Source organism: Nocardiopsis sp. TSRI0078 (genome assembly GCF_001905145.1).
Taxonomy (GTDB): Bacteria; Actinomycetota; Actinomycetes; order Streptosporangiales; family Streptosporangiaceae; genus Nocardiopsis.
The window spans coordinates 90230-114226 of the sequence record NZ_LWLB01000001.1; the positions used below are offsets into that span (position 1 = coordinate 90230).

Below are 23997 nucleotides of genomic sequence, written 5' to 3' on the forward strand. Positions count from 1 at the left end.
CTTCGGTGTGGAAACACGTGCACCCGCTACCCCCGGCTCCGCTCAGCGCTCGCCAGGAGCAGATCGACCGCCCTGGAGGCCGACTTCCCGTCCTCGTGCGGGCAGAAGAGCTCGCGGAACGCCCCGTACTGCTCCCTGGTCCGCTCCTGGTACCCCTCCAGGTCGACCAGCGTGTCGACGATCTCGTCGGTGTCCCGAAGGACCGGCCCGGGACCGTACTCCTCAAGGTCGAAGGAGAGGCCGCGGGTGTGGTCCCGATACTGCTCGTAGTCGTAGCCGTAGACGAGCACGGGCCGGCCCGTTCCCGCGTAGTCGAACATCAGGGAGGAGTAGTCGCTGATCAGGACGTCGGAGGCCAGGCACAGGTCGTTGACGTCCGGATGGTTGGAGACGTCCTTGACGAACTCGTCCTCCCGGGTCACGTGGTGCCGGTTGATCAGGTGGTGCAGGCGCAGCAGGACGACGTGGTCGTCGCCGAGCTTCTCCCGCATGCGCTCGACGTCCAGCCGCAGGTCGAACTGGTAGGTGCCGCTCGCCGTGTTGCCCTCGTCCCTCCAGGTGGGCGCGTACAGGACGACCCGCTTGTCCGGGGCGATGCCCAGGAGCTCACGGACCCGTCGTCCGCGCTCGTCGGCGTCGGGAGCGTGCAGGGCGTCGTTGCGCGGATAGCCGATCTCGGCGACCTCGCCGTCGTAGGCCATGGCCCGTCGCATGATCGGCGTGGTGAAGGCGCTCTGTGAGAGCAGGATGTCCCACTTCTGCGCGTCGTCGGCCAGTCTGCGCAGCCGTTCCTGCGCACGGTCGAAGGAGGCGTTGGAGACGTCCAGCCCCACCTTCTTCAGAGGACTTCCGTGCCAGGTCTGGAGGTAGACCTGGCCCTCCCGCTTGACGTACCAGTGCTGGATACCGCAGTTGCTGACGATGACCCGGGCCCTGGCCAGCGCCTCCAGGTGCTCGGTGCTGCCGATCAGAACGGTGCGGGCGCCGTCGGGGATACGGAGGCTGCCGTCATCGGTCGCCCAGACCAGTTCCATCCCCGTGTTCCGGTTCCGCAGTTCCTCGTAGACGGCCCGCGGGTTGCACGAGAACTGCTTGCCGAAGTAGCTCTCGAACAGCACCATGTCGCGCAGGGGCTCCTCACGCAGGCGCGGGTAGAGCTCCTCGCGCAGGCGGAGGCGTCCGAAGCCGCTGCCGTCCTCGCCGGTGAAGTCCGCCTGGACCCTGAGCGACATCTCGTAGAGGCGGCGCGGCAGGATCGTGAAGCGCTGCCGGTGGTGGCGGTGGTCGTCGTGGTCCGTCCCGCCCAGGTGCCGGTTGAGCATGACGGGGGTCTCGGTACCGTCCTCGCGGTGAACGACCAGGTCCCACCTCCCGCGGGGCAGACCCCGCTCCTCTCCCCAGGCGTTCATCCGCCCCGGTTCGATCTCCAGGGTGAAGGTGTCGTCGACCCAGGTGACGGGGAAGGAGTGCACCACGTGGGACAGGCGCTTGCGCAGCTTGAGACTGGCCGGCCTCTCCCCGGGGTCGCCGCTGTAGTCCCCGATCACGTGCAGGGTTCCGGTGTCCGTCCACCTGTACCGCTGGATCACCATACGAGGCAGGCGGTCGACCAGGACCAAGGCACCGTGCTTGCTCCGGGTGACCACCAGTTCGCTGCGCCCCACGCGGGCGCGGTGCTCCTCGAAGTCGGCGGAGACGACGAGGTTGAACTGTTCCGAACGCTTGGCTTTGGGAGCCACGTACAGTTCCCAGTCCAGCTCCTCGGACCACACGGAGTCGGAATCCTCCTCCGACCCGCTCCCGGCCTCGTCGGGGAAGGAGACCAGGGACTCCATGGGGACGGAGGCACCGAGGTACTTGCGTCCGTCCGCGTCCTCGTGGAGCGTCATCGGGTAGGAGCGGCGCAGCGAGCCCACACGGCGGACGACCTCCAGGGTCGGCTCGTCGATCGTGCCGCCGCGGGGAAGCTCGCACTCGATGTGCCAGTGGCCGTCCTCGATCCAGTCCCTGCGGTGCAGGGCGTACTTCTTCTCCACCCGGACCATGAAGCGGCCGCCCGCCTCGAAGGTCGGCAGGACCCGCGTGCTGTCTCCGACGAAATAGGCGCCGGCGGGCCTGAGGACCTCGTCCTTCTTGGCCTCGCCGAGCACTCCCTCACGGGTGACGCCCTGGCCCTGGACCTGGACCTGGACCTCCCAGGTACCGCGGACCAGCATCCCCGCGACCCGGAGCCGGCTCAGGTCGATCGTGGTCTCGAAGGCCGCCCACGCCACGCTCTTGGACTGGCCGATGCGGTTGTTGGCGGTCGGGTCCGCGAACTGGCGGACCGGCAGGGTCTTGGTCAGCCCGAGGCGCGTGTGCCTGAGGCGGAGCGTGATCCGGTTCGCCTCCCGGGAGGGGGCGCCGATGTGGTTGATGGCGGCGTAACCGCTCAGGTGGAGCCGGTCCGCACGCCAGTACAGCTCGCTGACCATGGTGCGGAGCGTGAGCTCCTGGTCCAGCCGGTAGACGTCGTCGGGGACCCCGACCTCGGGGTCCTGGAAATAGGGGTAGTTCCCGTACCAGTGGTCGCCGTGCCGCACCGCCTCACGCACCCCGCGGCCGTGGCCGATCACGGTCAGGAGCTCCTCCATCCGCCCGTTGCGCAGCAGCCAGTACTGGAGCCGGCTGGAGGCGGGGAGCTCGTCCAGGATGCCGGGGCCGATCTTGTCCACGTAGGCGGTGACCAGTTCGGCGAACTCGCGGCGGAACTCCTCGGTGACGAGGGGCAGGAGCCGCATGAAGATCCAGAAGTCGTCCACCAGCACACGGCTGTCGTAGGCGCGGCGGAGCTCGTGGTGGCCGGCGCTGCCGAGGGACTGGCTGGCGCTGGTGACCGACAGGACACGGGCCCGCATGTTGGCCGGGTCGGTCCGCTGCTGGGTGATGGAGGCGTTGCCGCCCTCACGGGCCCGGTAGTGGTAGACGGTGTGGCGCAGGATGTCCACGCTGCGCGCCTGAGCGTGCGCCGGCACGATGACCGGCACGTCCTCGTACCGCCCCGGGGGGAACTCGAAACGCTCCGCCCTCCAGAAGGAGGCCCGGAACACCTTGTTGCAGGCGATCCGGTCCCGAAGCAGGGCGTTCTCCTTGGACACGTGCGTCTTGAGCCGGGTGCTCCGGAAGAGGCCCTGGTGCATGTCCGAGGGGTAGGTCCCCCGGCTGTTGAAGCGCACGACGTTACCGCTGGCGAAGTCCGAGCCGGTCTTCTCCAGCGAGGAGACGAGCAGTTCGTAGGCGTTGACCGGCAGGACGTCGTCGCTGTCGAGGAAAGCCAGGTACTCGCCCCGGGCGTGGCGGGCACCGGTGTTCCGGGCCGGGCCCAGGCCCTGGTTCTCCTGGCGGACCACACGGAAGCGCTCGTCCCGGGCCGCCCACTTCTCGGCGATGGCCAGGCTCGAGTCCGGCGACCCGTCGTCCACCATCACGACCTCGAGGTCCCCCAACGTCTGCCGTGCGACCGAGGCGAGGCACGCGTCGAAGTACTCCTCCACGTTGTAGAACGGGACAACGACACTGAGCTTGGGACTCATCCATCCACTCCAGGGGCACGGCAGGAACGGCGAAGGGAAAATCGGTACGGCGGAACGGTCCCGTGGAAACGGGTGCCCCGGGCATGTGCGGTTACCATCCGGTGACCTCCAGGATCGCGGGCTCCAGGAGCCAGGACAGGGACCGGGAGAACGAGTAGGTGAAATGGCTCTTGTCGTAGTAGGCCAGCTGGTTGCCGATGACGGCCGCACAGGTTCCCCGCGGGCACAGCTGCTCCGTCAGGTCGATGGAGCGCACGTTGCCGGGCACGTCCGCGATGCTCTCCAGGGGTGACTCCTCGGCCAGCCCGTAGCCGACCTCGGTCACGCACTCCTCGGCCTCTCGCTTGTCGACGCACTCGGGGGCGACGAAGTCCAGCCGCGGCGTGTCACGGACGGCGATCACGTCGATGCCCAGCTCGTCCATCTCCCGCCAGCGCTCCACGTACCCCTCGGGCACGTACTCCTCGCCCGGCGACGCCTGGGAACGGGTGCTGGTGGTGAAGACCGCGTCCGGGCGCAGTTCGCGGAGCCGCTCCATCTGCTCGGTCTTCCACTCCTCGCATTCGGAGTAGACCTCGCCCTGGCGCATCTCGACGGCGGCGCTGAACTGGCAGACGTCCTTGGTGAACGTGACCAGGCGCCAGCCGTTGGCTTCGGTGACCTCGCGCAGCCCTTCCATCCAGTGGATGGCGTGGGAGCTCCCCACGAGCGCGATGGTCCGCTCCGCGTCCTCGGGCCCGAAGTCGCAGCTGACCATCTCGGTCTGCGGAATACGCGCGTGGCACTCGTAGATCCGCTCCAGGGAGGCCGTACGGGCGTCGGCCGTGTCCGGATGGACCGGCAGGGCCGGGAGTTGCGCGGCGGTCTCCTCGTCCACGAGTGCCAGCGCGCCGGGATAGCTGCTGGTGTCGGAGGCCAGGGTCTCCCTGAGCTCGCGCCCGCGGTCGATACGCATGTCCCAGGCGCCCGCGGCGATCAGCACCGGGACGAGGAAGAGCGCGCCCACCGCGAAGGAGACCCTGCGGCCGGGACGCAGGCTCGCCAGCCGCTCGGCGTTCCCCTCGACCAGTTTCTTGGTCAGGAACGCGAGCACGGAGGAGAGGGCGAGGACGTAGAACCCGCCGACCACGCTGGCGCGGACCCTCTCCGTGACCTCCAGGTAGAAGACGAGCACCGGCCAGTGCCACAGGAAGAGCGCGTACGAGAGGCCGCCGACGTAGACCACGGGGCGCCAGGTCAGGAAGCGGTCGGCCGCGACCCGGCTTCCGGTGGTACCGGCCAGGAGGACCAGGATGGCCGCGCCGGTGGGCCACAGGGCGATGAACCCGGGGTAGGAGACGGAGACGGGGACCAGCGCCCCGCAGAGGACGAACGCGACCAGTCCGACCCAGCCGAGGACCACGCGCAGCGCGTACGGCAGGCGGACCCGGGAGATCGTCAGCGCGAGGATCCCGCCCAGCGCCAACTCCCACACACGTGCGGCACCGTCGAAGTAGGCCCAGGCCGGGTCGGAGGCGGTGACGAAGAGCGAGTGGGAGAACGAGACCGCGAAGACCGTGGCCACGGCGACAAGGGCCGCGTTGCGCACGCTCAGGCCGACTCTGGCGGCGATCAGCCCGGTGATGGCCAGCAGGGTGGGCCACAGCAGGTAGAACTGCCCCTGGATGGCCAAGGACCAGAAGTGCTGGAGCGGGCTGCCCGCGTCGTTCTCGGCAAGGTAGTCGACGGCGCCGAGGGCCAGGTGCCAGTTCTGGTAGTACAGAGCCGAGGCGAAGACGTCGGCGATGATGTCCGACCAGCGCGAGCGCGGCATCCAGAGGAAGGATGCGACCAGCACGCCGGCCATGACCACGGCGGCTGCGGGGAAGAGCCTCTTGGCGAGTCGCGCCCAGAAGGCGCGGAAGGCCACACCTGTCCCGCGTTCCAACGCGCGCACCAGCGATCCGGTGATGAGGAAGCCGGTGAGCAGCAGGAACACGTCGACGCCACCGGAGACCTTGCCGAACCAGATGTGGTAGACGGCCACCAGGAGTACCGCGACAGCGCGCAGGCCCTCGATCTCGGGCCGGTACCCCCGCTTCGCCGCCGGCGGGGAGGCCTGCGGAACGGATGTCCCGCCACCCACGTCGGCGACGTTCACAGAAGGCGCAGACACAGGAGAAGGCCACCACCTCAGGTCAGAGAAAGTCGAAAGGATCACAGCCAGACCACGCGGCACGAAGGTCTTCAGTGCGGGGTGGGGGACTCTGGTCGCGCCATCGAAGGCGTCGTCCTGGCCACAGCCAGGTTACGTGATACTTCATCCTATTTTGCCGCCCGGTGTACACGAACCATCGCACACCGACCACCGACCGCACCCCGATTCGCAGGCCCACGGCGGAAGAGCCGGACAGGCGGGATGCGGTGCCCCACAGCCCCTTGGTGCACCGCACCCCCCGGACCCCGACCGCGACGAGGCACCTGACCACCGGCGCCCCACCCAGGGCAGCGATCCCGTCACCACAGGCGACCGAACGCATCCCGGCGGAACAGGAAGACACCATCGCGCCTAATCGGTTTACTGAGGAGTAAAACGATTGCGTCACTTTTTCATCGCTTTTTCGTGCACGGAGAATCGAACCAGAATGAAAGGCCTTCACGGAAGAAGGGACTTTCCGTCACCGTTCCGAGTTCGAAAGCAGAACGGCAAGGGGTGACGAACCTCACCTGGGAACCCGGGGGAAACCACCTATGCCCGCTTCTCGGTGCACGCCCCGGGGATCCTGGGGATGCGGCGTTCACAGAAGGTCGGGGAAGACCCGGTCCACGATCCGCTTGGCGGCCTTTCCGTCGTCCAGGGGGCAGAAGCGGTCGACGAAGGCCTCGTAGCGGTCCTTGTAGCGGCTTCCCACCTCGTCGGCACCGCGGATCGCCTCGATCACCTCGTCCGAGGTGCGCAGCAGGGGCCCCGGGGCGGTCTCCTCGAAGTCGAAGTAGAAACCGCGCAGGTTGTCCCTGTACTCCTCCAGGTCGTAGGTGAAGAACAGCATCGGGCGGCCGGTGTTGGCGAAGTCGAACATCAGCGACGAGTAGTCCGTCACCAGGACGTCCGTCACCAGGAACAGCTCCTGGATCTCCGGATACGTCGACACGTCGCGGACGAAGTCCTGACCCACGGCCGGCACCCGGTCGACGATGTTGGGGTGGCGCCGCACCAGCAACACGTGGTCCTCGCCCAGGGCCTCGTGCATACGGGCCAGGTCGAGCCGCAGGTCCAGCTTGTACTTGCCCGCCGAGTAGAACTTGTCGTCCCGCCACGTCGGTGCGTAGAGCACGACGCGCTTGCCGGGGGGAAGGCCGAGACGGCTGCGCACCCGCTCCGCGACGGCCTCCCGCTCGGGAGCGTGGAAGAGGTCGTTGCGCGGATAGCCGGTCTCCAGGATCTCACCCTCGTACCGGAACGCGCTTCGCAGGATCGGCGTCGCCCAAGGGCTGGGCGAGACCAGGTAGTCCCACTGGCCGGTCTCCCTGAGCAGGCGCTCGTGGTAGTCGCGGTTGCCGAACCGGACGTCCTCGATGTCGAAGCCGATGCGCTTGAGCATGGAACCGTGCCAGGTCTGCACGACCTTCTGTCCCGGCCTCTTGTCGAACCAGCGCGGCAGGTGGGCGTTGGAGACGATGTACTCCGAGCGTGCGAGGGCCTCGTAGTACTCACGGCTCGACACGTGGACCTCGGCGAGCCCCTCGGGCAGGCTGACCTGGCGGTCCTTGACCAGCCAGGACATCGGCGCCTCGGTACCACGCAACCGCAGCTCCTCGCATATGCCGCGTGGGCTGTCGGAGTACTGCTTGCCCGAGTAGGAGTCGAAGAGCACTCCCGGCGACACCGGCTTCCCACGAAGCGCGGGGTAGGTCTTCTCCCGGAGGAGCTGCTGGGCGTAGGAGCCCTGTTCCTCCGCCCGGAGGGAGCCGTCGGCCCTCAGCCGGGGACGGCCCTCGCCGTCGGCCTCCAGACCGACCTGCGGCCCCTCCCCGGCGAGGAACAGGGGAAGTCTCGGCAGGAGTGAACCGTGCAGCTCCACCCGGACGTCCCGGGGGCCGCTCTCCTCATCCCACCTCAGGAAGAACTCGTAGGAACCGGAGGCCAGGGGGAGGGTCTGCCCGAAGAGCGGGATGGCCGTGGGGGTGAGGCGGACCCGGAAGGCCGCCCCCTCGGTCTCGACGGGGAAGGCCCGCTCCTCCATCCGTCCCGTCGCGGACAGGAGGAAGGAGGGGTCCGCCGCGTGCTCGCCCTGGTACTGCCCGGACAGGAGCAGATCCCGGCCCTCCCATGCCGCCGACGTGATGACGGCCGACTCCCGCTCCACCCTCAGGTGGAGGCGGTGGGAGAAGTCCGTACCCACCAGGACGGCCAGTCCGTCGAAGCGGTGGCGCGCCGGTTCCAGCCGCTGTGCGCTGGTGACCTGCTTGGCCCCTTCCGGTGTCTCGAACCACACCTGCCATCTCTCGGACTCGTGTGCCCCGGACACGACCACCCGGTCCGCGTACCCCGCGGTGAGCTCGTCCAGGCGGACCCGCGCGTGGAACGTCCGGCCCTCCACCGTGACCGGAACCGCGATCTCCGTGTCACCGGGATCCCTCGCGAGCCGGAGGCCGACGGTGTCCGCGGCGACGCCGTCCGGCAGCTCGCCCGTGAGTACGACCTCGCTTCCGCGGAGCTCGTGGCCCGTGAAGCGCGCTGGTGCGCGGTCCACGTGAAGGCGCAGTTCGTGGGCGTCGAACCAGCGGGGACGGACCCACACGCCGGAGGCCACCTCCGCGGGACCGATGCGCCGCACACTGTCCTCGCCCGGCACGGCGAGCCGAGCCGACCTGCGGAAACCACGGTTGAGCACCCCGAGTTCGATATGCCACTCGGAGTCCTCCCAACCGCCGTCGACGCGCAGGGACCGCGGGTCGACCGTGATCTCGTACCCTCCCCAGTCCTGACGGGAGGTGACCAGGTCGGGTGGGAAACGGAACTCGTTCGCCCGGTGCACGGAGACGGGAAGCCGCACTCTCCTCCCGCTGGATCCGTTGACCGCCCAGACGCTCACATGCTGCTGGATCCTCTTGTTGGGCCGGAGGAACCTGAGGCAGACCCTGCCGCGGATCACGAGCTTGCCGTCACGCCAGGCCATCTCATCGGTCTTCTGGCGTAGCTCGAGCTCGGTGTCGAGACGGTAGACGCGGCGGGGAACCCCCACAGCGGGATCGTCCTTGAAGGGGTAGTCGCCGTAGAACCTGACCCCGTGCCGCACGGTCCTGGCCTGCCGCGCCTGAAAGCCCTTGCTGAAGGCGACGACCTGCCGTACCTGTTCTGCCCGGCGCTCACCGATCAGGTGCCACTTGAGGCGCTCGATCGCGGACATCCTCCGACGGGCGCGCGGGTCGACCGTTGCGAGATAGGTGGCGGCCAGGTCCAGGAACCGTTCCATGAAGCCGTCGTCGGCCTGGTCGAGCACCTGCACGAAGGCACGGAGGTCGCGGCCGAGCGCGACCTCGTCCCATCTGCGCTTCTCCTGCGGGCCGAGGTTCTTCACGATGAAGTCGCTGACCGCGGTCACCGCGGTGAAGCGGTCCTCCAGGGCCCGGGGACGGAACCGGTCCTGGGTGATGGAGCGGTCGTCGCTGGGCCTTTGGCGCCACAGGTAGACCGGCTCGGACAGGACGTCCACGGACTTCGCCAGGAAGTGGAGCGGAACCACCACCGCCTCGTCCTCGTACAGGACACCGACGGGGAAGGACATCCCCTGCCTGTCCCAGAAGGACCTCCGCCACACCTTGTTGGTGGCCAGCCTGTCCACGAGCAGGCTGTCCTCCCTGGTGACATGCGTCCTGGTCCTCGTGGTCAGGAAGATCTCCCTGTGCATGGGGGACTGCCAGACATCCAGCTCACTGAGCAGGTGGACGTTCCCGCTGGAGAAGTCCGACCCGGACCGGCGGAGGCTGTGGAGGTGGTAGCCGAAGGCGTAGGGCGGGATGATGTCGTCGCTGTCGACGAAGGTCAGGAACTCACCCGTCGCATGGCGCGCCCCGGTGTTGCGGGCCGCGCCCAGGCCGCCGTTCTCCTGCTGGACGAGCTTGAACCTCGGGTCCTCGCGAGCGAAGCGTGCGGCGATGTCCGCGCTGCCGTCCTTGGACCCGTCGTCCACCATCACGACCTCTAGGTCGGTCCACGTCTGCGCGCGCAGGGAGCGCAGGCATTCGTCGAGATACCTCTCGACGTTGTAGATGGGGACGACCACACTGAGTGCGACCACGATGACTCCAAGGTTCCACGTATCCGGACACGCCCGTCTCGCGGCTCGGGCCGCGGTGACGCGAACCCGTGCCGCTGAGTGGAAGGAAGGGGGATCAGGCTGCCGCACCCGCCAGTCGGTGGGTAGGTAAAGGCTGACAAGTCACGACAAGGTGGGCGAAGTAAACTTCAGACTAACCCATACCTTCCAAGTGCCCCGAACCACGTGAACCGACCGTCACAGGGCCGGAGCGGGAGGGCACGGGCGGCCCGAGGTTCGGATGGAGGGCCGTGCCCTCCGCTCGGGAGTCCCTCCGCCGCCGCGTATGCCGCGGGACCGGCCGGGAGACGACGGCGGCGGCCGCCTCCCCGTCCGGGGAGGCGGCCGCCGCTCGCGTCGCGCGGGGTGGGGGCTACTCGCCCTTCCACACGGGAGCGCGCTTCTCGGCGAAGGCCGCCGCGCCCTCCATCGCGTCCTGGCTGACGAACACCGGGCCCGTCAGCTCGTTCTGCCTCTCCCACATCTGCGCGCTGGACCAGTCGTCCGAGGAGGTGATGACCTCCTTGGACACCCGCACCGCCAGCGGACCGTTGGCGGTGATCCGCGCCGCCAGCTCCCGGGCCCCCTCCAGGGCGCCGCCGCTGGCGGTGACGTGGTTGACCAGCCCGAGCTCGGCCAGGCGCGGTGCGTCGACGAAGTCGCCGGTCAGGGCGAACTCCATGGCGATGTTGCGCGGGATGCGGTGGTGCAGGCGCAGCAGGCCGCCCGCACCGGCGACCAGGCCGCGCTTGACCTCGGGGATGCCGAACCTGGCGTCCTCGGCCGCGACGACCAGGTCGCAGGCGAGCACCGCCTCGAACCCGCCCGCGAGGGCGTAGCCCTCCACGGCGGCGATCAGCGGCTTCTTCGGCCCGCGCTCGGCGAACCCGCCGAACCCGCGCCCCTCCACGATCGGGACCTCACCCTTCATGAAGGCCTTGAGGTCCATCCCCGCGCAGAAGGTGCCGCCCGCGCCGGTGATGATGCCGACGCTCAGGTCCTTGCGCGAGTCCAGGTCGTCCAGAGCCTCGGCGACCTGGGCGGCGACCGCGGCGTTGACCGCGTTCTTGGCCTTGGGCCGGTTGATGGTGATGACGGCGACGCCGTCCTCGGCCGTGTAGAGAACCTCGTCGGACACGGTGTCCCCCTACTTCGGCGGCATGCGCAGCGCGCCGTCGATGCGGACGACCTCGCCGTTGACGTAGCTGATCTCCACCAGGGCGCGGGCCAGCCTGCCGAACTCCTCGGCGGTGCCCAGGCGCTTGGGGAAGGGCACCGGCGCGGCCAGGCGCTTCTTGAACTCCTCGGCGCCCTCGCCCTCCCCGTAGATGGGGGTCTCCAGGATGCCGGGGGCGATGGTGTTGACCGTGATGCCGACGGCCGCGAGGTCGCGGGCGGCCGGGAGGGTCATGCCGATGACGCCGCCCTTGGAGGAGGAGTAGGCGATCTGGCCGATCTGCCCCTCGATGCCGGCGAGCGAGGCGGTGTTGATGATGGCGCCGCGCTCGCCGTCCTCGTTCAGCGGCTCGGTCTTGGCGATCTCGGCCGCGGACAGGCGCAGCACGTTGAAGGTGCCGATGAGGTTGACCTGGATGACCTTCTGGTAGCTGTCCAGGTCGTGCGGGTTGCCGCTGCGGTCGACGGTGCGGGTCGCCCAGCCGATGCCGGCGCAGGAGACGGCCACGCGGAAGGGCTTGCCGGTGTCGACGGCCGCCTGGACCGCGGCCTTGACCTGGTCCTCCTGGGAGACGTCGGTGGACACGAAGACACCGCCGATCTCCTTGGCGACGGCCTCGCCGCGCTCGGCGTTGAGGTCGGCGATGACGACGGTCGCGCCCGCGGACGCGAGTTCCTTGGCGGTGGCCTCACCCAGGCCACTCGCGCCGCCCGAGACGAGGGCGGAGATTCCGTTCAGATCCATGGGCCGAACTCTACAGAGGATGGGGACCGCAGACTAGAACCGGGTTCGGTTAATTGCGGGTGGCCCCGCCCGCCCGGGGACGGCGCCTCGGGCGCGGGCCCGCTACCAGGGCCACCAGGGGGCACCGCCGGGCTCGTCGGGCTCCTCCTCCTGCGGCGGGGTCTCGGTCTCCGAGGGCTCGGGAGCGGGTTCGGGCTCGGGTTCCTCCGGGGCGGGCTCGGGCTCCGGCGGCTCCTGCGTGCCGGTGCCGCCGTTCTCGGCGGCCTCCTCCGGGCTCCCCGGGGCGTCCTCCTCCGCGTCCTCGGCGGGGGAGGGCGAGGGTTCGGGGCTCGGGCTCGCGGAGGGCGAGGGGGACGGCGAGGGGGAGGGCGAGGGCTCGGGACTCCGGCTCGCGGAGGGTGCGGCGGACGGGGTCGGGGAGGGCTCCGCCACCGGCTCCTCGGCACGGTGGGCGCCCTGTTCGACACCGGTCTCGGACTCCGGGCGGGAGGGGTCCTGCGACACCAGGAGGACGGCCAGGACCCCGCTCATCACGACGACGCCCGCCGCGCAGGCCAGGGCGGCCATGAGCAGGCGGTGGCGGCGCCGCTCCAGTCGGCGGGCCTCGCTTCGGCTGAGTCGCGGCGGATGAGGGGTGCGGGTCATCGCGTGCGGCTTCTCTTCGGGGAACTGGTGAACGGGGGCGCGGACCGGACGGTGGTCCGCAGGGGGCTCTCGGTGGTCCGGTCACCCTACAGAAGCACACGTGTACACGCACGTTCCAACTGATCACGGGAGATATCGGTACCGACACGGGGCCGTGAGCCAGAGACCTTTCGGGAAACCGTCGCACACCGTCGCCACGGAGCGCCACCGTCCTGCCAGGGCCGCCTACTCCCTGCCGAAGCGTCCCAGGCGGCGCTGGCGCCGCCGCTGGTGCCACCGGGGAAGCCCCTCCCGGGCCAGGTCCGCCGCGCCGATCAGGCCCGCCTCGTTGCCCAGGGCCGCCGCGACCACCCGGGCCTCCGGCCGGTAGCCCCGCCCGGTCAGGTTCCGCTCGAAGGCCGTCCGGGCCGGATCCAGCAGCAGCTCGCCCGCCTCCGACACACCGCCGCCGACGATGAACATCTCCGGGTCGAAGGCGGCCGCCAGGTTGGCCAGGCCCGTCCCCAGCCACTCCCCCGCGTCGCGCATCAGCTCCACGCACGCCCGGTCGCCCTTGCGCGCCAGTTCGCTGACCAGCGGGCCGGTGATCTGCCGGACGTCGCCGCCCACCGCCTGGCACAGCGCTCCCGCCACGGGCGACTCCGCGACCACCAGCTCGCGTGCCTCCCGCACCAGCGCGTTCCCGCTGGCGTACTGCTCCCAGCAGCCCCGGTTGCCGCACTCGCACCGGTGGCCGCCCGGCACCACCGTCATGTGCCCGAACTCCCCGGCCAGCCCGTACCGGCCCCGGCGCAAACGTCCGTCCAGCACGACCGCGCCGCCGATGCCCGTCCCCAGGTTCACCACCACGACGTTGTCCACGCCCTGGCCCACCCCGGCGCGCACCTCGGCCCAGGCGGAGGCGTTCGCGTCGTTCTCCACCACCACCGGCAGCCCCAGACGCAGCGACAGGGCGTCGCGCAGCGGCTCCCTGCGCCAGGACAGGTGCGGAGCGAACAGGACGTTCGCCCGCCGCTCGTCGACGAACCCGGCGGCCCCCACGCCCACGGCGCGCACCCGGAACTCCCCGCGCAGCTCCTCCACCGCCGAGACGATGGTGTCCTCCACCACCGCCGGGCTCTTGCTGCGCTCGGGGGTCTCCGTGCGCAGCCGCGCCAGGATGCGTCCGCCCGGCGTCACCACGCCGGCGGCCACCTTCGTTCCGCCGATGTCCACGCCGATCGTCAGGGCGTGCCCGTACCGCGTGTCCGCCATCGTGACCACTCCGACCGTCGATGACCCGCGACCACGCGGGCCAGCCACACATGAGAACGCGCACCCGGACGGCTTCGTGCCCGGGTGCGCGAGGGGCGGTGTCCGGGCGTCGGCGAGGGCTCCCGCCCCCGGGAGGCCCGGACAAGGAGGAGCGCCGCCTACCCCAGGGCGGAGCGCACCACGGAGGCCAGGCGCTCGGCCACGGCCGTGGCCTGCTCCTGTCCCGGCGCCTCGACCATGACCCTGACCTTGGGCTCGGTGCCGCTGGGCCGGATCAGCACCCGGCCGGTCTCACCCAGCTCCTCCTCGGCCGCCCGCACGGCCGCGGCGAGCTCCTCGGACTCCCCGGCCCGGGACTTGTCCACGTCCTTGACGTTGACGAGCACCTGCGGCAGGCGGGTCATCACCTTGGCCAGCTCGGCCAGGCCCTGTCGGCGGTGGGCCATCGCGGACAGCAGGTGCAGACCGGTCAGCACGCCGTCGCCGGTGGTGGCGTGGTCCAGCAGGATCACGTGCCCGGACTGCTCGCCGCCGAGGCCGAACCCGCCGCGCTTCATCTCCTCCAGCACGTACCGGTCGCCCACCGCGGTCTCCACCACGGTGATGCCCGCACGCTCCATCGCCAGCTTCAGGCCCAGGTTGGACATGACCGTCACCACGAGCGTGTCCTCGGCGAGCCTCCCGGCCTCCTTGGCCTCGGTGGCCAGGATCGCCAGGATCTGGTCGCCGTCCACCACGCGCCCCTCGGCGTCCACGGCCAGGCAGCGGTCGGCGTCGCCGTCGTTGGCGATACCGGCGTCCGCCCCGTGCAGGCGCACCGCCTCCTGGAGCGCCTCCAGGTGGGTGGAGCCGCAGCCCTCGTTGATGTTGTACCCGTCCGGCCGGTCACCGATCACGACGACCTCGGCGCCCGCGCGGCGCAGCGCCTCGGGAGCGACCAGGGAGGAGGCGCCGTTGGCGCAGTCCACCACGACCTTGAGGCCCCTGAGCCCGTGCGGCACCGAGGCGAGCACGTGCTCGACGTAGCGCTCGGCTCCGTCGTGGGCGTCGACGACCCGGCCGACGCCCTCGCCCACCACGGGGGAGACGGGCACACCGAGCATGCCCTCGATCTCCTCCTCCAGGGCGTCCTCCAGCTTCTGGCCGCCCCTCGCGAAGAACTTGACGCCGTTGTCGGGGGCCGGGTTGTGGCTGGCGGAGAGCATCACGCCGAAGTCGGCGTCCAGCTCACCGGTGAGGTGGGCCACCGCCGGGGTGGGCAGCACGCCGACGCGCACCACGTCCACGCCGGTACTGGCCAGTCCGGCGACCACGGCGGCCTCCAGGAACTCACCGGAGGCGCGCGGGTCGCGGCCGACGACGGCCTTGGGACGGATTCCGTCACCGCCGCGGGTCAGAACACGCGCCGCAGCGGTGGACAGCTCCAGCGCGAGGGCGGCGGTCAGGTCCTGACCGGCGACACCGCGTACACCATCTGTTCCGAACAGCCGAGCCACAGGCGGACAGCCCCTTTCGAGGACGGCGCCGATGCGCGGCGCCGGTGAGATTCAACGTGGCACGGGGCCACCGGGAAAACGAAGGGCCCGTACGCCGCACCCCGGGAAGGGGAACGGCGTACGGGCCTGAGCTCAGCCGAGCGGGTGTCGGCGCATGAGCACTAGCGCTTGGAGAACTGGGGAGCCTTGCGCGCCTTCTTGAGACCGGCCTTCTTCCGCTCCACCTCACGGGAGTCGCGGGTCAAGAATCCGGCCTTCTTGAGGGTCGGGCGGTTGTTCTCCGGGTCCAGGGAGGCCAAGGCGCGGGCGATGCCGTGGCGCAGGGCGCCGGCCTGGCCGCTGGTGCCGCCGCCGTCCAGACGGGCGAAGACGTCGTAGGCGTCCTCGAAACCGAGGGAGACGAGCGGCTCCTTGATGGTCTGCTGGTGGACCTTGTCCGGGAAGTAGGTCTCAAGCGGCTTGCCGTTGACCTTCCACTCGCCCGCACCGGGGGCGATACGGACGCGGGCGATGGCCTGCTTGCGACGGCCGGTGCCGGCGCTGGGGCCGGACGCGGTGGGGACGTATGCGGCGACGTTCTCGTCGGACTCGCTGGTGTACTCGGAGGGGAACTCCTCCGGGTTGTCAACGTACTCCTGCTCGACGTCTTCGATGCCGGTGGGCTCGACCACGGTTCTCCTCGTGCTCTCTGTAAAAAGTCTGCGAACGCCTAGGCGGGCTGCTCGATCTTGCTGATTTCGAACGGAACCGGCTGCTGGGCCTGGTGCGGGTGCTCCGGACCGGCGTACACCTTGAGCTTCTTGGCCATCTGGCGACCGAGGGAGCCCTTGGGCAGCATGCCCTTGACGGCCTTCTCGATGGCCCGCTCGGGGTTCTTCTCCAGCAGGTCGGCGTAGGCGACGGAGCGCAGACCGCCCGGGTAGCCGGAGTGCCGGTAGGCGCGCTTCTGCTCCAGCTTCTTGCCGGTCAGGGCGACCTTGTCGGCGTTCACGACGATCACGAAGTCGCCGGTGTCGATGTGGGGCGCGTAGTACGGCTTGTGCTTGCCCCGAAGCAGCGTGGCAACCTGGCTCGCCATACGCCCGAGCACGAGATCGGTAGCGTCGACAACGTGCCACTGACGCTGGACATCGTTTGGTTTGGGGCTGTATGTGCGCACGATCGTTTGCCTTCGCTCTTCAGTCGGCTGCCCCATCCCACTGCAGGGAAGGGGGACTCGTAATACACACCCGCGGTTGCGGGGTGCTTGGCCGGATGTCCCGTGCCATGCCACACAGGACCTTCCGAATGGTGAGTGCGCAGACGATGGTGCGTGGATCGGCGCCCGACTTCGGGTGGTTCGGGGCCCACGGCAACTCAACGCACAACGACGGAATATCCTACCTTGCCACCACAGCGCAGGTCAAAGCCAGCGGCGGGGCGGACCGGCAGGACCGCGCTCGGCGGTTTACGGCTCAAGCACGGGGTCACATCCGTGACCTCTCCGTCTTTTATTATGCCCGTTGCCGGGAGTGCTTCGTCCTGCTTCCGTCCCCGCGTTGGCTACGCTTGCACCCAAAAGGCTGGTCTGTGCCCGCAAGGACGGGCGCCGACGCGAATCTTGGAGATGCCCGTCACGGTCGCCGACACCCGGGAAACCAGCACGGACGCCATAGCGCGGACCAGGCCACGGACCTCGGTGCGCCGCGGTCCAGTCCCACCCCCAGAGCCTTCGGAGACTCCCATCAGTACCCATCCGAACCAGCCACAGTACGGCCCTGACGGTCAGCCCGTCGGGCCGGAGGCCGGTGACGGCCAGGACCTGCTCGGATCAGCACCCTCCCAGCCCGAGGGTCAGCATCCCACATCGGGGCCACAGCAGTCACACGGCGCGCCCGTGTCCGGCCAGCCTCCCCTGCCACCGCATCCCTTCCCGTCACACGCACCGCCCAGCGGGCCGCAGACGCCGCCCAGCGGCCCCCAGCCGCCCCCGTACCCCCAGGGCGGGCCGGGCTTTCCCGGAGGCCCCCAGCAGGGCTTCCCCGGCGGCCAGAGCGGCCCCCAGCACCCCCAGGGCGGGCCGGGCTCCCCCGGGGGCCAGAGCGGCCCCCATACGCCGCCGCACGCTCCCAGCGGGCCCCAGGCACCGCAGTCTCCCCCTCCGGGAGCACCCGGCTTCCCCGGCGGGCCGCAGCAGGCGCCCCCGGGTGGCGGCCCCGCCCCGCAGGCCCCGTCGGGCGGCTTCCGTCCGGGCTCGGGACCCCAGCCCTCCGGCGGACCCGCCATGCCCCCGGGGCAGCCGGGACAGGCACTTCCGCCCGGCGGCCTCCCCCACGGCCAGAACGTCCCCCCTGGTGCTCCTCCGCCGCAGGTCGTCCAGGGCCGCCCGGGCATGCCGACCGGCCCGCAGGATCCGGGTCGGCCGCCGCACGGCGCCCCCGGGGCGTGGCCGCCCGGCCCGGGTATGCCCCCCGGCGCTCCCCCGACCGCCCAGCAGGCCTACCAGGCACCGCCCGCCGGCCCCCCGGCGGGCGCGCGTGAGGAGCCCGTGTTCCCCGCGGAGGCCATGGGCGCCACACAGCACATCAACGCGGTCCCCCCGGACGCCGCGGGCGCCACCCAGCACATCAACGCCGTCCCCGCCGCGCCCGGCCGCGGGGACGACCGCCCCCTGTTCCGGGACGAGGTCCCCGGCGACGCCGGTGTCGACACCGCCCAGTTCGACGTCCAGTCGATGAACGACTACGACGACTACGACGGGTACGACGACTACGGGCACGACGGCGGCGGCACGGACCCGCGGGCCCGGAGGCGCCTCGTCCTCATGATCGGCGGGTTCGCCCTGCTCCTGGTCGTCGCGGGCGGCGGCGCGTTCCTCCTCGCCAGCGGGGGCGGGTCCGGCGAGGGCGCGAACGCCGCGACCGTGGCGAACGAGGCCGACGACCCGGGCGCGCTCGACCCGGAGTCCCTCTTCCCCGAGACCATGGACATCGAGGGCCAGGGCACGTTCACCCGCGTGGCCGTGGAGGACACCGAGGACTGCGCCGCCGGCACCCACGGCGGCTACGGCCAGGTGCTCACCGAGAACGAGTGCCGCCAGATGGTGCGCGCCTCCTACCTCAGCGAGGACGAGGGCCACGCGGTGACCATCGGCGTCGCGGCCATGCCCACCAGCGAGGAGGCCTCCGCCGCGCTGGACGCCCAGGACCTCGTGGGCGCTCAGTGGTTCGCCGGGCTCCCCGGCGAGGAGGGCACCCCCGCGGAGCGCCTCGGCTACTCGGGCGGCTACGGCAGCAGCGGCCAGTGGGGCCGCTACCTGCTCTTCTCCCTCTCGGCCAACAGCGACGGCACCGAGGAGAGCGGGGAGAGCGAGTCCGCCACCGAGCTGCGCGCCATCAGCGAGGGCTTCTTCGACCAGACCCACACCCACCTCGACGAGAACCGGGGCTGACCCGCCGAACGGCGGAGCGGAGTGAGGGGCACCCGGACCGGGTGCCCCTCTTCCTCGTCCACGGCCGGGAACCGCTCCTCTCCCCAAGGAGGGCGCCGCCCTGGGCAGGGCCTCCGGCGGGACTCCCGGGCACCGCGCTGATCGGCTGACCGGATACGTCGCCGGTGCGACTGGAGTGCCCCACCCCCGGACGATCTTGTACCTATGGCGAGATCGGGCGCCGAAGCGCGCTACAAGTACAAGAGGTCAGGCGGCGGACCGACGAGGCTTATCAGCCTGCCGCTTGACATAGAAGCGCCGCGGCCCATGGGGCGGGCCGGTGAACCTCCGCGGTCACCGCACTAGGTGCTGTGCCCCGGGCAGGGCAGCTCCCGCACCCGGCGGGTCGCCGAGGCGCGCGCGGCCAGCTCCTCGTCGGGCGGGTAGCGCACCTCCTCCAGGCTCAGCCCCTGCGGCCCCACCACGTGCACCGACGAGTCCCGCTCACCGGCTCCGAGCACCCTGCCCGGCCAGTCCACGTCCCGGCGCCCGTCCCCCACCGCCAGGAGCGCGCCCACGAGCGCGCGCACCATGTTGTGGCAGAACGCGTCCGCCTGGACCGTGCCGTGCAGCAGGTGCTCGTCCACCCGCGTCCACTCCAGGCGCAGCAGCTCCCGGACGGTCGTCGCGCCCTCGCGCCTCTTGCAGAAGGCCGCGAAGTCGTGCTCTCCCAGCAGGCGCCGCGACGCCTCGTTCATCCGGTCCGCGTCCAGGGGGCTCCGGTGCCACAGCACGTCCCTCCGCAGCAGGGGGTCCACCCCGTAGGGCGCGTCGCTCACCCGGTACAGGTACCGCCGGAACAGCGGTGAGAACCGGGCGTCGAACCCCGGCGGCGCCGACCGGGCCGCGTTCACCCGCACGTCCTTGGGCAGCACGCCGGCCAGGCGGCGGAGCACCCGCTCCCCCTCCTTCTCCCACGTGCCCACCGGGATGTCGGCCTGCACCACCTGCCCGCGCGCGTGTACGCCGGCGTCCGTGCGCCCCGCACACGTCAGCGACACCCGCGGCAGCCGCAGCACCCGTGCCAGCGCCGCCTCCAGCTCCCCCTGCACCGTGCGCCGGCCCGGCTGGGTCGCCCACCCGCTGAAGTCCGTGCCGTCGTAGGCCACGTCCATCCGCACGCGCACCGTCGTCTCGTCCATGCCACCCATCTTCCGCGTCCGGAAAAGACGAGTGCCCGACCCCCACGGGATCGGGCACTCGTCGGGCGACGCGCGCGGGAACCACCCGCGCTTCGCGCCCTACTTGTCGTCAGCCGGCTTCTCGCCCTCGGCCTGGGCGGTCTCATCGGCCCCGGCGGTCTGGCCGGAGGTGGCGCCCTCGGCGGGCTGCTCGCCCGACTCCTCGGCCACGGTGCTCTCGTCGGCCTGGGCGGTCTCCTCCATCTTGGGCTCGGAGGCCGGGGCGGACGGGGCCGCGGGGGCGCTCAGCGCCTCGACCAGCTCGATGACGGCCATCGGGGCGTTGTCACCCTTGCGCGGACCGATCTTGGTGATCCGGGTGTAGCCACCGGGGCGGTTCTCGTAGCGCGGGCCGATCTCGGTGAACAGCTCGTGCACGACGGCCTTGTCCGTGATCTTGGTCAGGACCTGGCGGCGGGCGTGCAGGTCACCGCGCTTGCCGAGGGAGATCAGCTTCTCCGCGTACGGGCGCAGGCGCTTGGCCTTGGCCTCGGTCGTGCGGATGCGGCCGTGCTGGAACAGCGAGGTGGCGAGGTTCGCCAGGATGTGCCGCTCGTGAGCGGGCCCGGAACCCAGACGGGCGCCCTTGGTAGGCGTGGGCATGGTGTCGTTCTCCTAGTGATGCGGTCCACGGCCGCACTCGGCCGGGGACCATGTGGGCGACGAAGGTCGGTTAGTACTGCTCCGTCTCGACGAAGGACTCGCCCTCGTCGTCGTCGGAGCTGTAGGAGTCGGCCGCCGAGCTGGGGTCGAATCCGGGAGGGGAGTCCTTCAGCGACAGGCCCATGTCGATGAGCTTCTGCTTGACCTCGTCGATGGACTTGGCGCCGAAGTTGCGGATGTCCAACAGGTCCTGCTCGGAGCGGGCAACCAGCTCGCCGACGCTGTGGATGCCCTCACGCTTGAGGCAGTTGTAGGACCGGACCGTGAGGTTGAGGTCCTCGATCGGCAGCGCCAGGTCCGCCGCCAGGGCGGCGTCCGTCGGCGACGGGCCCATGTCGATGCCCTCGGCGTCGACGTTGAGCTCACGCGCCAGGCCGAACAGCTCGACCAGGGTCTTGCCCGCGCTGGCGACCGCGTCACGGGGACGGATGGCCGGCTTGGTCTCGATGTCGACGATCAGGCGGTCGAAGTCGGTGCGCTGCTCGACACGGGTGGCCTCGACCTTGTAGGTCACACGCAGGACCGGGGAGTAGATGGAGTCGATCGGGATACGGCCGATCTCCTGTCCGGCCTGCTTGTTCTGCGTCGCCGAGACGTAGCCGCGGCCGCGCTCGACCGTCAGCTCCATCTCCAGCTTGCCCTTGCCGTTGAGCGTGGCGATGTGCAGGTCGGGGTTATGCACCTCGACACCGGCCGGAGGCGCGATGTCCGCGGCGGTCACCACGCCGGGGCCCTGCTTGCGCAGGTACATCAGCACCGGCTCGTCGTGCTCGGAGCTGACGACCAGGCCCTTGAGGTTGAGGATCATCTCGGTGACGTCCTCCTTGACACCGGGCACGGTGGTGAACTCGTGCTCGACGCCCTCGATGCGGATGCTGGTGACAGCAGCGCCGGGGATGGAGGACAGCAGCGTGCGCCGGAGCGAGTTACCGATGGTGTAACCGAAACCCGGCTCCAGCGGCTCGATGACAAACCTCGAGCGCAGGTCCGAGACGGCTTCCTCGGTGAGCGTGGGACGCTGTGCGATCAACATGGTCCGTGTCTTCCCTTCCACATGGCCGCCCGCTATTTGACGGCCACCGGACGGACACCGCGGCAGCGGTGTCCTCTACTCGGATTCCTACCCCGCCCGCGCGGTCCCCACCGGGGCCCGCGCGGGATCAAGCGCGGCGCGGCGCCCGCGCGGGATAGGACCGCGGGCGCCGGCTGCCGGGATCAGACCCGGCGGCGCTTGGGCGGACGGCAGCCGTTGTGCGGAACCGGGGTGACGTCCTGGATGGAGCCGACCTCCAGGCCGGTCGCCTGCAGCGAGCGGATGGCGGTCTCCCGGCCCGAACCCGGGCCCTTCACGAAGACGTCCACCTTGCGGACGCCGTGCTCCTGGGCGCGGCGGGCAGCGGCCTCGGCGGCCATCTGCGCGGCGTAGGGGGTCGACTTGCGCGAACCCTTGAAGCCCACCTGTCCGGAGCTGGCCCACGAGATCACGGCACCGGTCGGGTCGGTGATGCTCACGATCGTGTTGTTGAACGTGCTCTTGATGTGAGCGTGTCCGTGGACAATGTTCTTCTTTTCCTTGCGGCGCACCTTGCGCGCGGCACCCTGACGGCCCTTAGGCGGCATGAGCGAAACTCCCAGAGATCATCGGTCCGTGTCGTTCCGGACGCGGTCGCATTAGTCCAGTCCGAGCGGACTACTTCTTACCGGCCTTCTTCTTACCGGCCACGGTCTTCTTCTTGCCCTTGCGGGTGCGCGCGTTGGTCTGCGTGCGCTGACCGCGGACCGGGAGCCCACGGCGGTGGCGGATGCCCTGGTAACTACCGATCTCCATCTTGCGACGGATGTCGCCCTGCACCTCACGGCGCAGGTCGCCCTCGACCTGGTAGTTCGCGCCGATCCACTCGCGCAGCTTGACCAGGTCCTCCTCGGACAGCTGGTAGACGCGGGTGTTGCCGTCGACGCCGGTGCTCTTCAGGGTCTCCAGCGCACGGGTGCGCCCGATCCCGAAGATGTACGTGAGAGCGATCTCCACCCGCTTGTCGCGGGGAAGGTCAACGCCTTCGATACGTGCCATGTGGGCGAGACTCCTAATTGCCCTATGCGGAGGTCTGGCCCGTTCCACCCTCTCGTCGCCCAATCGACGAGGCCCCGGCCTCCGACCGGGGGTACTTCCCGCGCCCTCGGCGCCGGGAGTCGGAACAGGTTCTTCGTTGTTTCGTGCGCCCGGTACGGGGCCGTTACGCCCGCCGGGCCGCTCGCGGTACGTGAAGCCGCGGCCAGCTGACCGGGGTCGTTAACCCTGGCGCTGCTTGTGACGCGGGTCCGAGCAAATGACCATGATCCGGCCGTTACGGCGAATCACGCGGCACTTCGCGCAGATCTTCTTCACGCTCGGCTTGACCTTCATGGTGACTCCGAACTCATCCCTCGCGGGCACGCGGCCCGCGACGGGCTACTTGTAGCGGTAAACGATGCGCCCGCGCGTGAGGTCGTACGGGCTCAGCTCCACGACGACACGGTCGTCGGGGAGAATACGGATGTAGTTCATCCGCATCTTGCCGCTGATATGGGCAAGGACCTGGTGCCCGTTGTCGAGCTCTACCTTGAACATAGCGTTGGGTAGGGACTCGACAACGGAACCCTCGATCTCGATGGCGCCGTCTTTCTTGGCCATGTCCTCCACGCCTCGCTCATCGATTGGTTGATCAGGACAACCCGACGCGACCCCAGTGGCCTCGCATGACGCGACGGCCCCGGCGACGGCGGATGCCGTCACCGACGCCAAGACACACTGGAAGTTCAGGCCAACTGCAGAGCGTGCGTCGATGAGAAGACGCGGCAAAGAAGGCAGACTGACCCAACAGCCCGCGTATGGGCAATGACAGTCTATCCCCTCGGAGCAAGTACTCCTAACCGGCCGGCAGAGCACCCTACACCGCGCGCCCTCGGAGGGGAACGGCCGCGCCGGGACCTCCGGAGGGGCTCTGCGGCGCGGGCCATCGGAGGGGTACCGCCTACTTCTGCCCGCCGCCGTCGGAGGGGTTCTTCTGGACGGCCAGGACGCCCATGGTCACCACACCCATCACGATCCCCCAGGGGCCCATCACCCACAGGAACCACGGGTAGTCGTAGTCAGTGGTGAGGAACAGGATCAGCCAGATCACGAAGCACAGGAGGTTGACCCCGGCGTACAGCGCCCACGGCACCATCAGGGCCGGGTCCCGCAGGCTGATCGGGGGCGCCACCGCGAACTCCTCCTGCCGGGCGCCCGCACCGCGGACGTCGGCGAGGTCGCGCTCGGGCAGGTCGCCGGTGACCGTGGCCAGCTCCCCCGCGGTCCTGGCCTTGTAGACGCGGCCGAGGCGGTCGGTGAACTCCTCGTGGTCCAGCCGCCCCTGGGCGAAGTGCTCCTGCAGCAGCTGCGCGACGCGGTCGCGTTCCGCGTCGGACGTTCGCATCGACGGCACCGGGTCGGACACTGCGCACACCTCGCATCTTCA

19 protein-coding genes are annotated in these 23997 nt (G+C 70.3%); 1 reads left to right on the forward strand and 18 read right to left on the reverse strand.

The features are described 5' to 3' along the window. Window positions 1-26: 26 nt before the first annotated feature. The 10 genes from A6A08_RS00390 to rplM all read right to left on the reverse strand — a co-directional run bounded on the left by A6A08_RS00390 (window position 27) and on the right by rplM (window position 16346). The gene (locus tag A6A08_RS00390; protein WP_073700487.1) at window positions 27-3572 is read right to left on the reverse strand and encodes a bifunctional glycosyltransferase family 2 protein/CDP-glycerol:glycerophosphate glycerophosphotransferase; all 3546 of its coding nucleotides are present in this window, start codon (window positions 3570-3572) and stop codon (window positions 27-29) included. A 91-nt stretch (window positions 3573-3663) separates the two neighbouring features. Then, window positions 3664-5697: an acyltransferase family protein gene (locus A6A08_RS00395; protein WP_073701029.1), complete on the reverse strand. Its 2034-nt coding sequence runs from the start codon at window positions 5695-5697 to the stop codon at window positions 3664-3666. A gap of 652 nt (window positions 5698-6349) precedes the next feature. Next, on the reverse strand, window positions 6350-9853 hold the full coding sequence (locus A6A08_RS00400) for a bifunctional glycosyltransferase family 2 protein/CDP-glycerol:glycerophosphate glycerophosphotransferase (RefSeq protein ID WP_073700488.1): 3504 nt from the start codon (window positions 9851-9853) through the stop codon (window positions 6350-6352). Window positions 9854-10244: 391 nt separating this feature from the next. Continuing rightward, complete coding sequence (locus A6A08_RS00405; RefSeq protein WP_073700489.1) at window positions 10245-11009, reverse strand: crotonase/enoyl-CoA hydratase family protein; 765 nt, start codon at window positions 11007-11009, stop codon at window positions 10245-10247. Between the two features lie 9 nt (window positions 11010-11018). Next, window positions 11019-11792 (reverse strand): SDR family NAD(P)-dependent oxidoreductase, encoded by a 774-nt coding sequence (locus A6A08_RS00410; protein WP_073700490.1) that lies wholly within the window; start codon window positions 11790-11792, stop codon window positions 11019-11021. Window positions 11793-11894: 102 nt separating this feature from the next. Beyond that, on the reverse strand, window positions 11895-12437 hold the full coding sequence (locus A6A08_RS00415; RefSeq protein WP_143181624.1) for a hypothetical protein: 543 nt from the start codon (window positions 12435-12437) through the stop codon (window positions 11895-11897). A gap of 225 nt (window positions 12438-12662) precedes the next feature. Further along, window positions 12663-13691 (reverse strand): ROK family glucokinase, encoded by a 1029-nt coding sequence (locus tag A6A08_RS00420; protein ID WP_073700492.1) that lies wholly within the window; start codon window positions 13689-13691, stop codon window positions 12663-12665. Window positions 13692-13849: 158 nt separating this feature from the next. Continuing rightward, window positions 13850-15187, reverse strand: coding sequence for a phosphoglucosamine mutase (gene glmM, locus A6A08_RS00425; protein WP_073700493.1), 1338 nt, complete (start codon window positions 15185-15187; stop codon window positions 13850-13852). Window positions 15188-15348: 161 nt separating this feature from the next. After that, window positions 15349-15858: a 30S ribosomal protein S9 gene (gene rpsI / locus A6A08_RS00430; RefSeq protein ID WP_073700494.1), complete on the reverse strand. Its 510-nt coding sequence runs from the start codon at window positions 15856-15858 to the stop codon at window positions 15349-15351. A gap of 38 nt (window positions 15859-15896) precedes the next feature. Further along, window positions 15897-16346 carry a 50S ribosomal protein L13 gene (rplM, locus tag A6A08_RS00435; protein WP_073700495.1) on the reverse strand — a complete coding sequence of 150 codons (450 nt, stop codon included), beginning with the start codon at window positions 16344-16346 and terminating at the stop codon, window positions 15897-15899. Between the two features lie 1284 nt (window positions 16347-17630). Between rplM and A6A08_RS00440 the strand changes: the two genes are divergently transcribed. Further along, window positions 17631-18617, forward strand: a complete 987-nt coding sequence (locus A6A08_RS00440; protein ID WP_073700496.1) for a hypothetical protein — start codon at window positions 17631-17633, stop codon at window positions 18615-18617. 341 nt (window positions 18618-18958) lie between these two features. On the opposite strand, the gene truA is transcribed toward A6A08_RS00440, so the two are convergent. The 8 genes from truA to A6A08_RS00480 form a co-directional block, all read right to left on the reverse strand. Next, window positions 18959-19798, reverse strand: coding sequence for a tRNA pseudouridine(38-40) synthase TruA (truA, locus tag A6A08_RS00445; RefSeq protein ID WP_143181625.1), 840 nt, complete (start codon window positions 19796-19798; stop codon window positions 18959-18961). A 99-nt stretch (window positions 19799-19897) separates the two neighbouring features. Continuing rightward, a complete protein-coding gene (gene rplQ / locus A6A08_RS00450) occupies window positions 19898-20440 on the reverse strand; it encodes a 50S ribosomal protein L17 (protein WP_073700498.1) in 543 nt (180 codons plus the stop codon). 70 nt (window positions 20441-20510) lie between these two features. After that, complete coding sequence (locus A6A08_RS00455; RefSeq protein ID WP_073700499.1) at window positions 20511-21533, reverse strand: DNA-directed RNA polymerase subunit alpha; 1023 nt, start codon at window positions 21531-21533, stop codon at window positions 20511-20513. A gap of 182 nt (window positions 21534-21715) precedes the next feature. Then, window positions 21716-22120: a 30S ribosomal protein S11 gene (gene rpsK, locus A6A08_RS00460; RefSeq protein WP_013156138.1), complete on the reverse strand. Its 405-nt coding sequence runs from the start codon at window positions 22118-22120 to the stop codon at window positions 21716-21718. A gap of 70 nt (window positions 22121-22190) precedes the next feature. Continuing rightward, a complete protein-coding gene (gene rpsM / locus A6A08_RS00465; protein ID WP_073700500.1) occupies window positions 22191-22571 on the reverse strand; it encodes a 30S ribosomal protein S13 in 381 nt (126 codons plus the stop codon). A 219-nt stretch (window positions 22572-22790) separates the two neighbouring features. Beyond that, on the reverse strand, window positions 22791-22904 hold the full coding sequence (gene rpmJ, locus A6A08_RS00470) for a 50S ribosomal protein L36 (RefSeq protein WP_013156136.1): 114 nt from the start codon (window positions 22902-22904) through the stop codon (window positions 22791-22793). Between the two features lie 45 nt (window positions 22905-22949). Continuing rightward, a complete protein-coding gene (gene infA / locus A6A08_RS00475; RefSeq protein WP_013156135.1) occupies window positions 22950-23171 on the reverse strand; it encodes a translation initiation factor IF-1 in 222 nt (73 codons plus the stop codon). Window positions 23172-23511: 340 nt separating this feature from the next. Further along, on the reverse strand, window positions 23512-23976 hold the full coding sequence (locus tag A6A08_RS00480; protein WP_073700501.1) for a DUF1707 domain-containing protein: 465 nt from the start codon (window positions 23974-23976) through the stop codon (window positions 23512-23514). Window positions 23977-23997: the final 21 nt, after the last annotated feature.

What these genes read in the sequence shown, in the direction of transcription:
- rplQ (WP_073700498.1), bottom strand. Translation starts at nt 20,440, where the DNA reads ATGCCCACGCCTACCAAGGGCGCCCGTCTGGGTTCCGGGCCCGCTCAC.
- rpmJ (WP_013156136.1), bottom strand. Translation starts at nt 22,904, where the DNA reads ATGAAGGTCAAGCCGAGCGTGAAGAAGATCTGCGCGAAGTGCCGCGTG.
- A6A08_RS00440 (WP_073700496.1), top strand. Translation starts at nt 17,631, where the DNA reads ATGCCCCCCGGCGCTCCCCCGACCGCCCAGCAGGCCTACCAGGCACCG.
- rpsK (WP_013156138.1), bottom strand. Translation starts at nt 22,120, where the DNA reads ATGCCGCCTAAGGGCCGTCAGGGTGCCGCGCGCAAGGTGCGCCGCAAG.
- A6A08_RS00390 (WP_073700487.1), bottom strand. Translation starts at nt 3,572, where the DNA reads ATGAGTCCCAAGCTCAGTGTCGTTGTCCCGTTCTACAACGTGGAGGAG.
- A6A08_RS00410 (WP_073700490.1), bottom strand. Translation starts at nt 11,792, where the DNA reads ATGGATCTGAACGGAATCTCCGCCCTCGTCTCGGGCGGCGCGAGTGGC.
- A6A08_RS00415 (WP_143181624.1), bottom strand. Translation starts at nt 12,437, where the DNA reads ATGACCCGCACCCCTCATCCGCCGCGACTCAGCCGAAGCGAGGCCCGC.
- infA (WP_013156135.1), bottom strand. Translation starts at nt 23,171, where the DNA reads ATGGCCAAGAAAGACGGCGCCATCGAGATCGAGGGTTCCGTTGTCGAG.
- A6A08_RS00455 (WP_073700499.1), bottom strand. Translation starts at nt 21,533, where the DNA reads ATGTTGATCGCACAGCGTCCCACGCTCACCGAGGAAGCCGTCTCGGAC.
- truA (WP_143181625.1), bottom strand. Translation starts at nt 19,798, where the DNA reads ATGGACGAGACGACGGTGCGCGTGCGGATGGACGTGGCCTACGACGGC.
- A6A08_RS00420 (WP_073700492.1), bottom strand. Translation starts at nt 13,691, where the DNA reads ATGGCGGACACGCGGTACGGGCACGCCCTGACGATCGGCGTGGACATC.
- rpsM (WP_073700500.1), bottom strand. Translation starts at nt 22,571, where the DNA reads ATGGCACGTATCGAAGGCGTTGACCTTCCCCGCGACAAGCGGGTGGAG.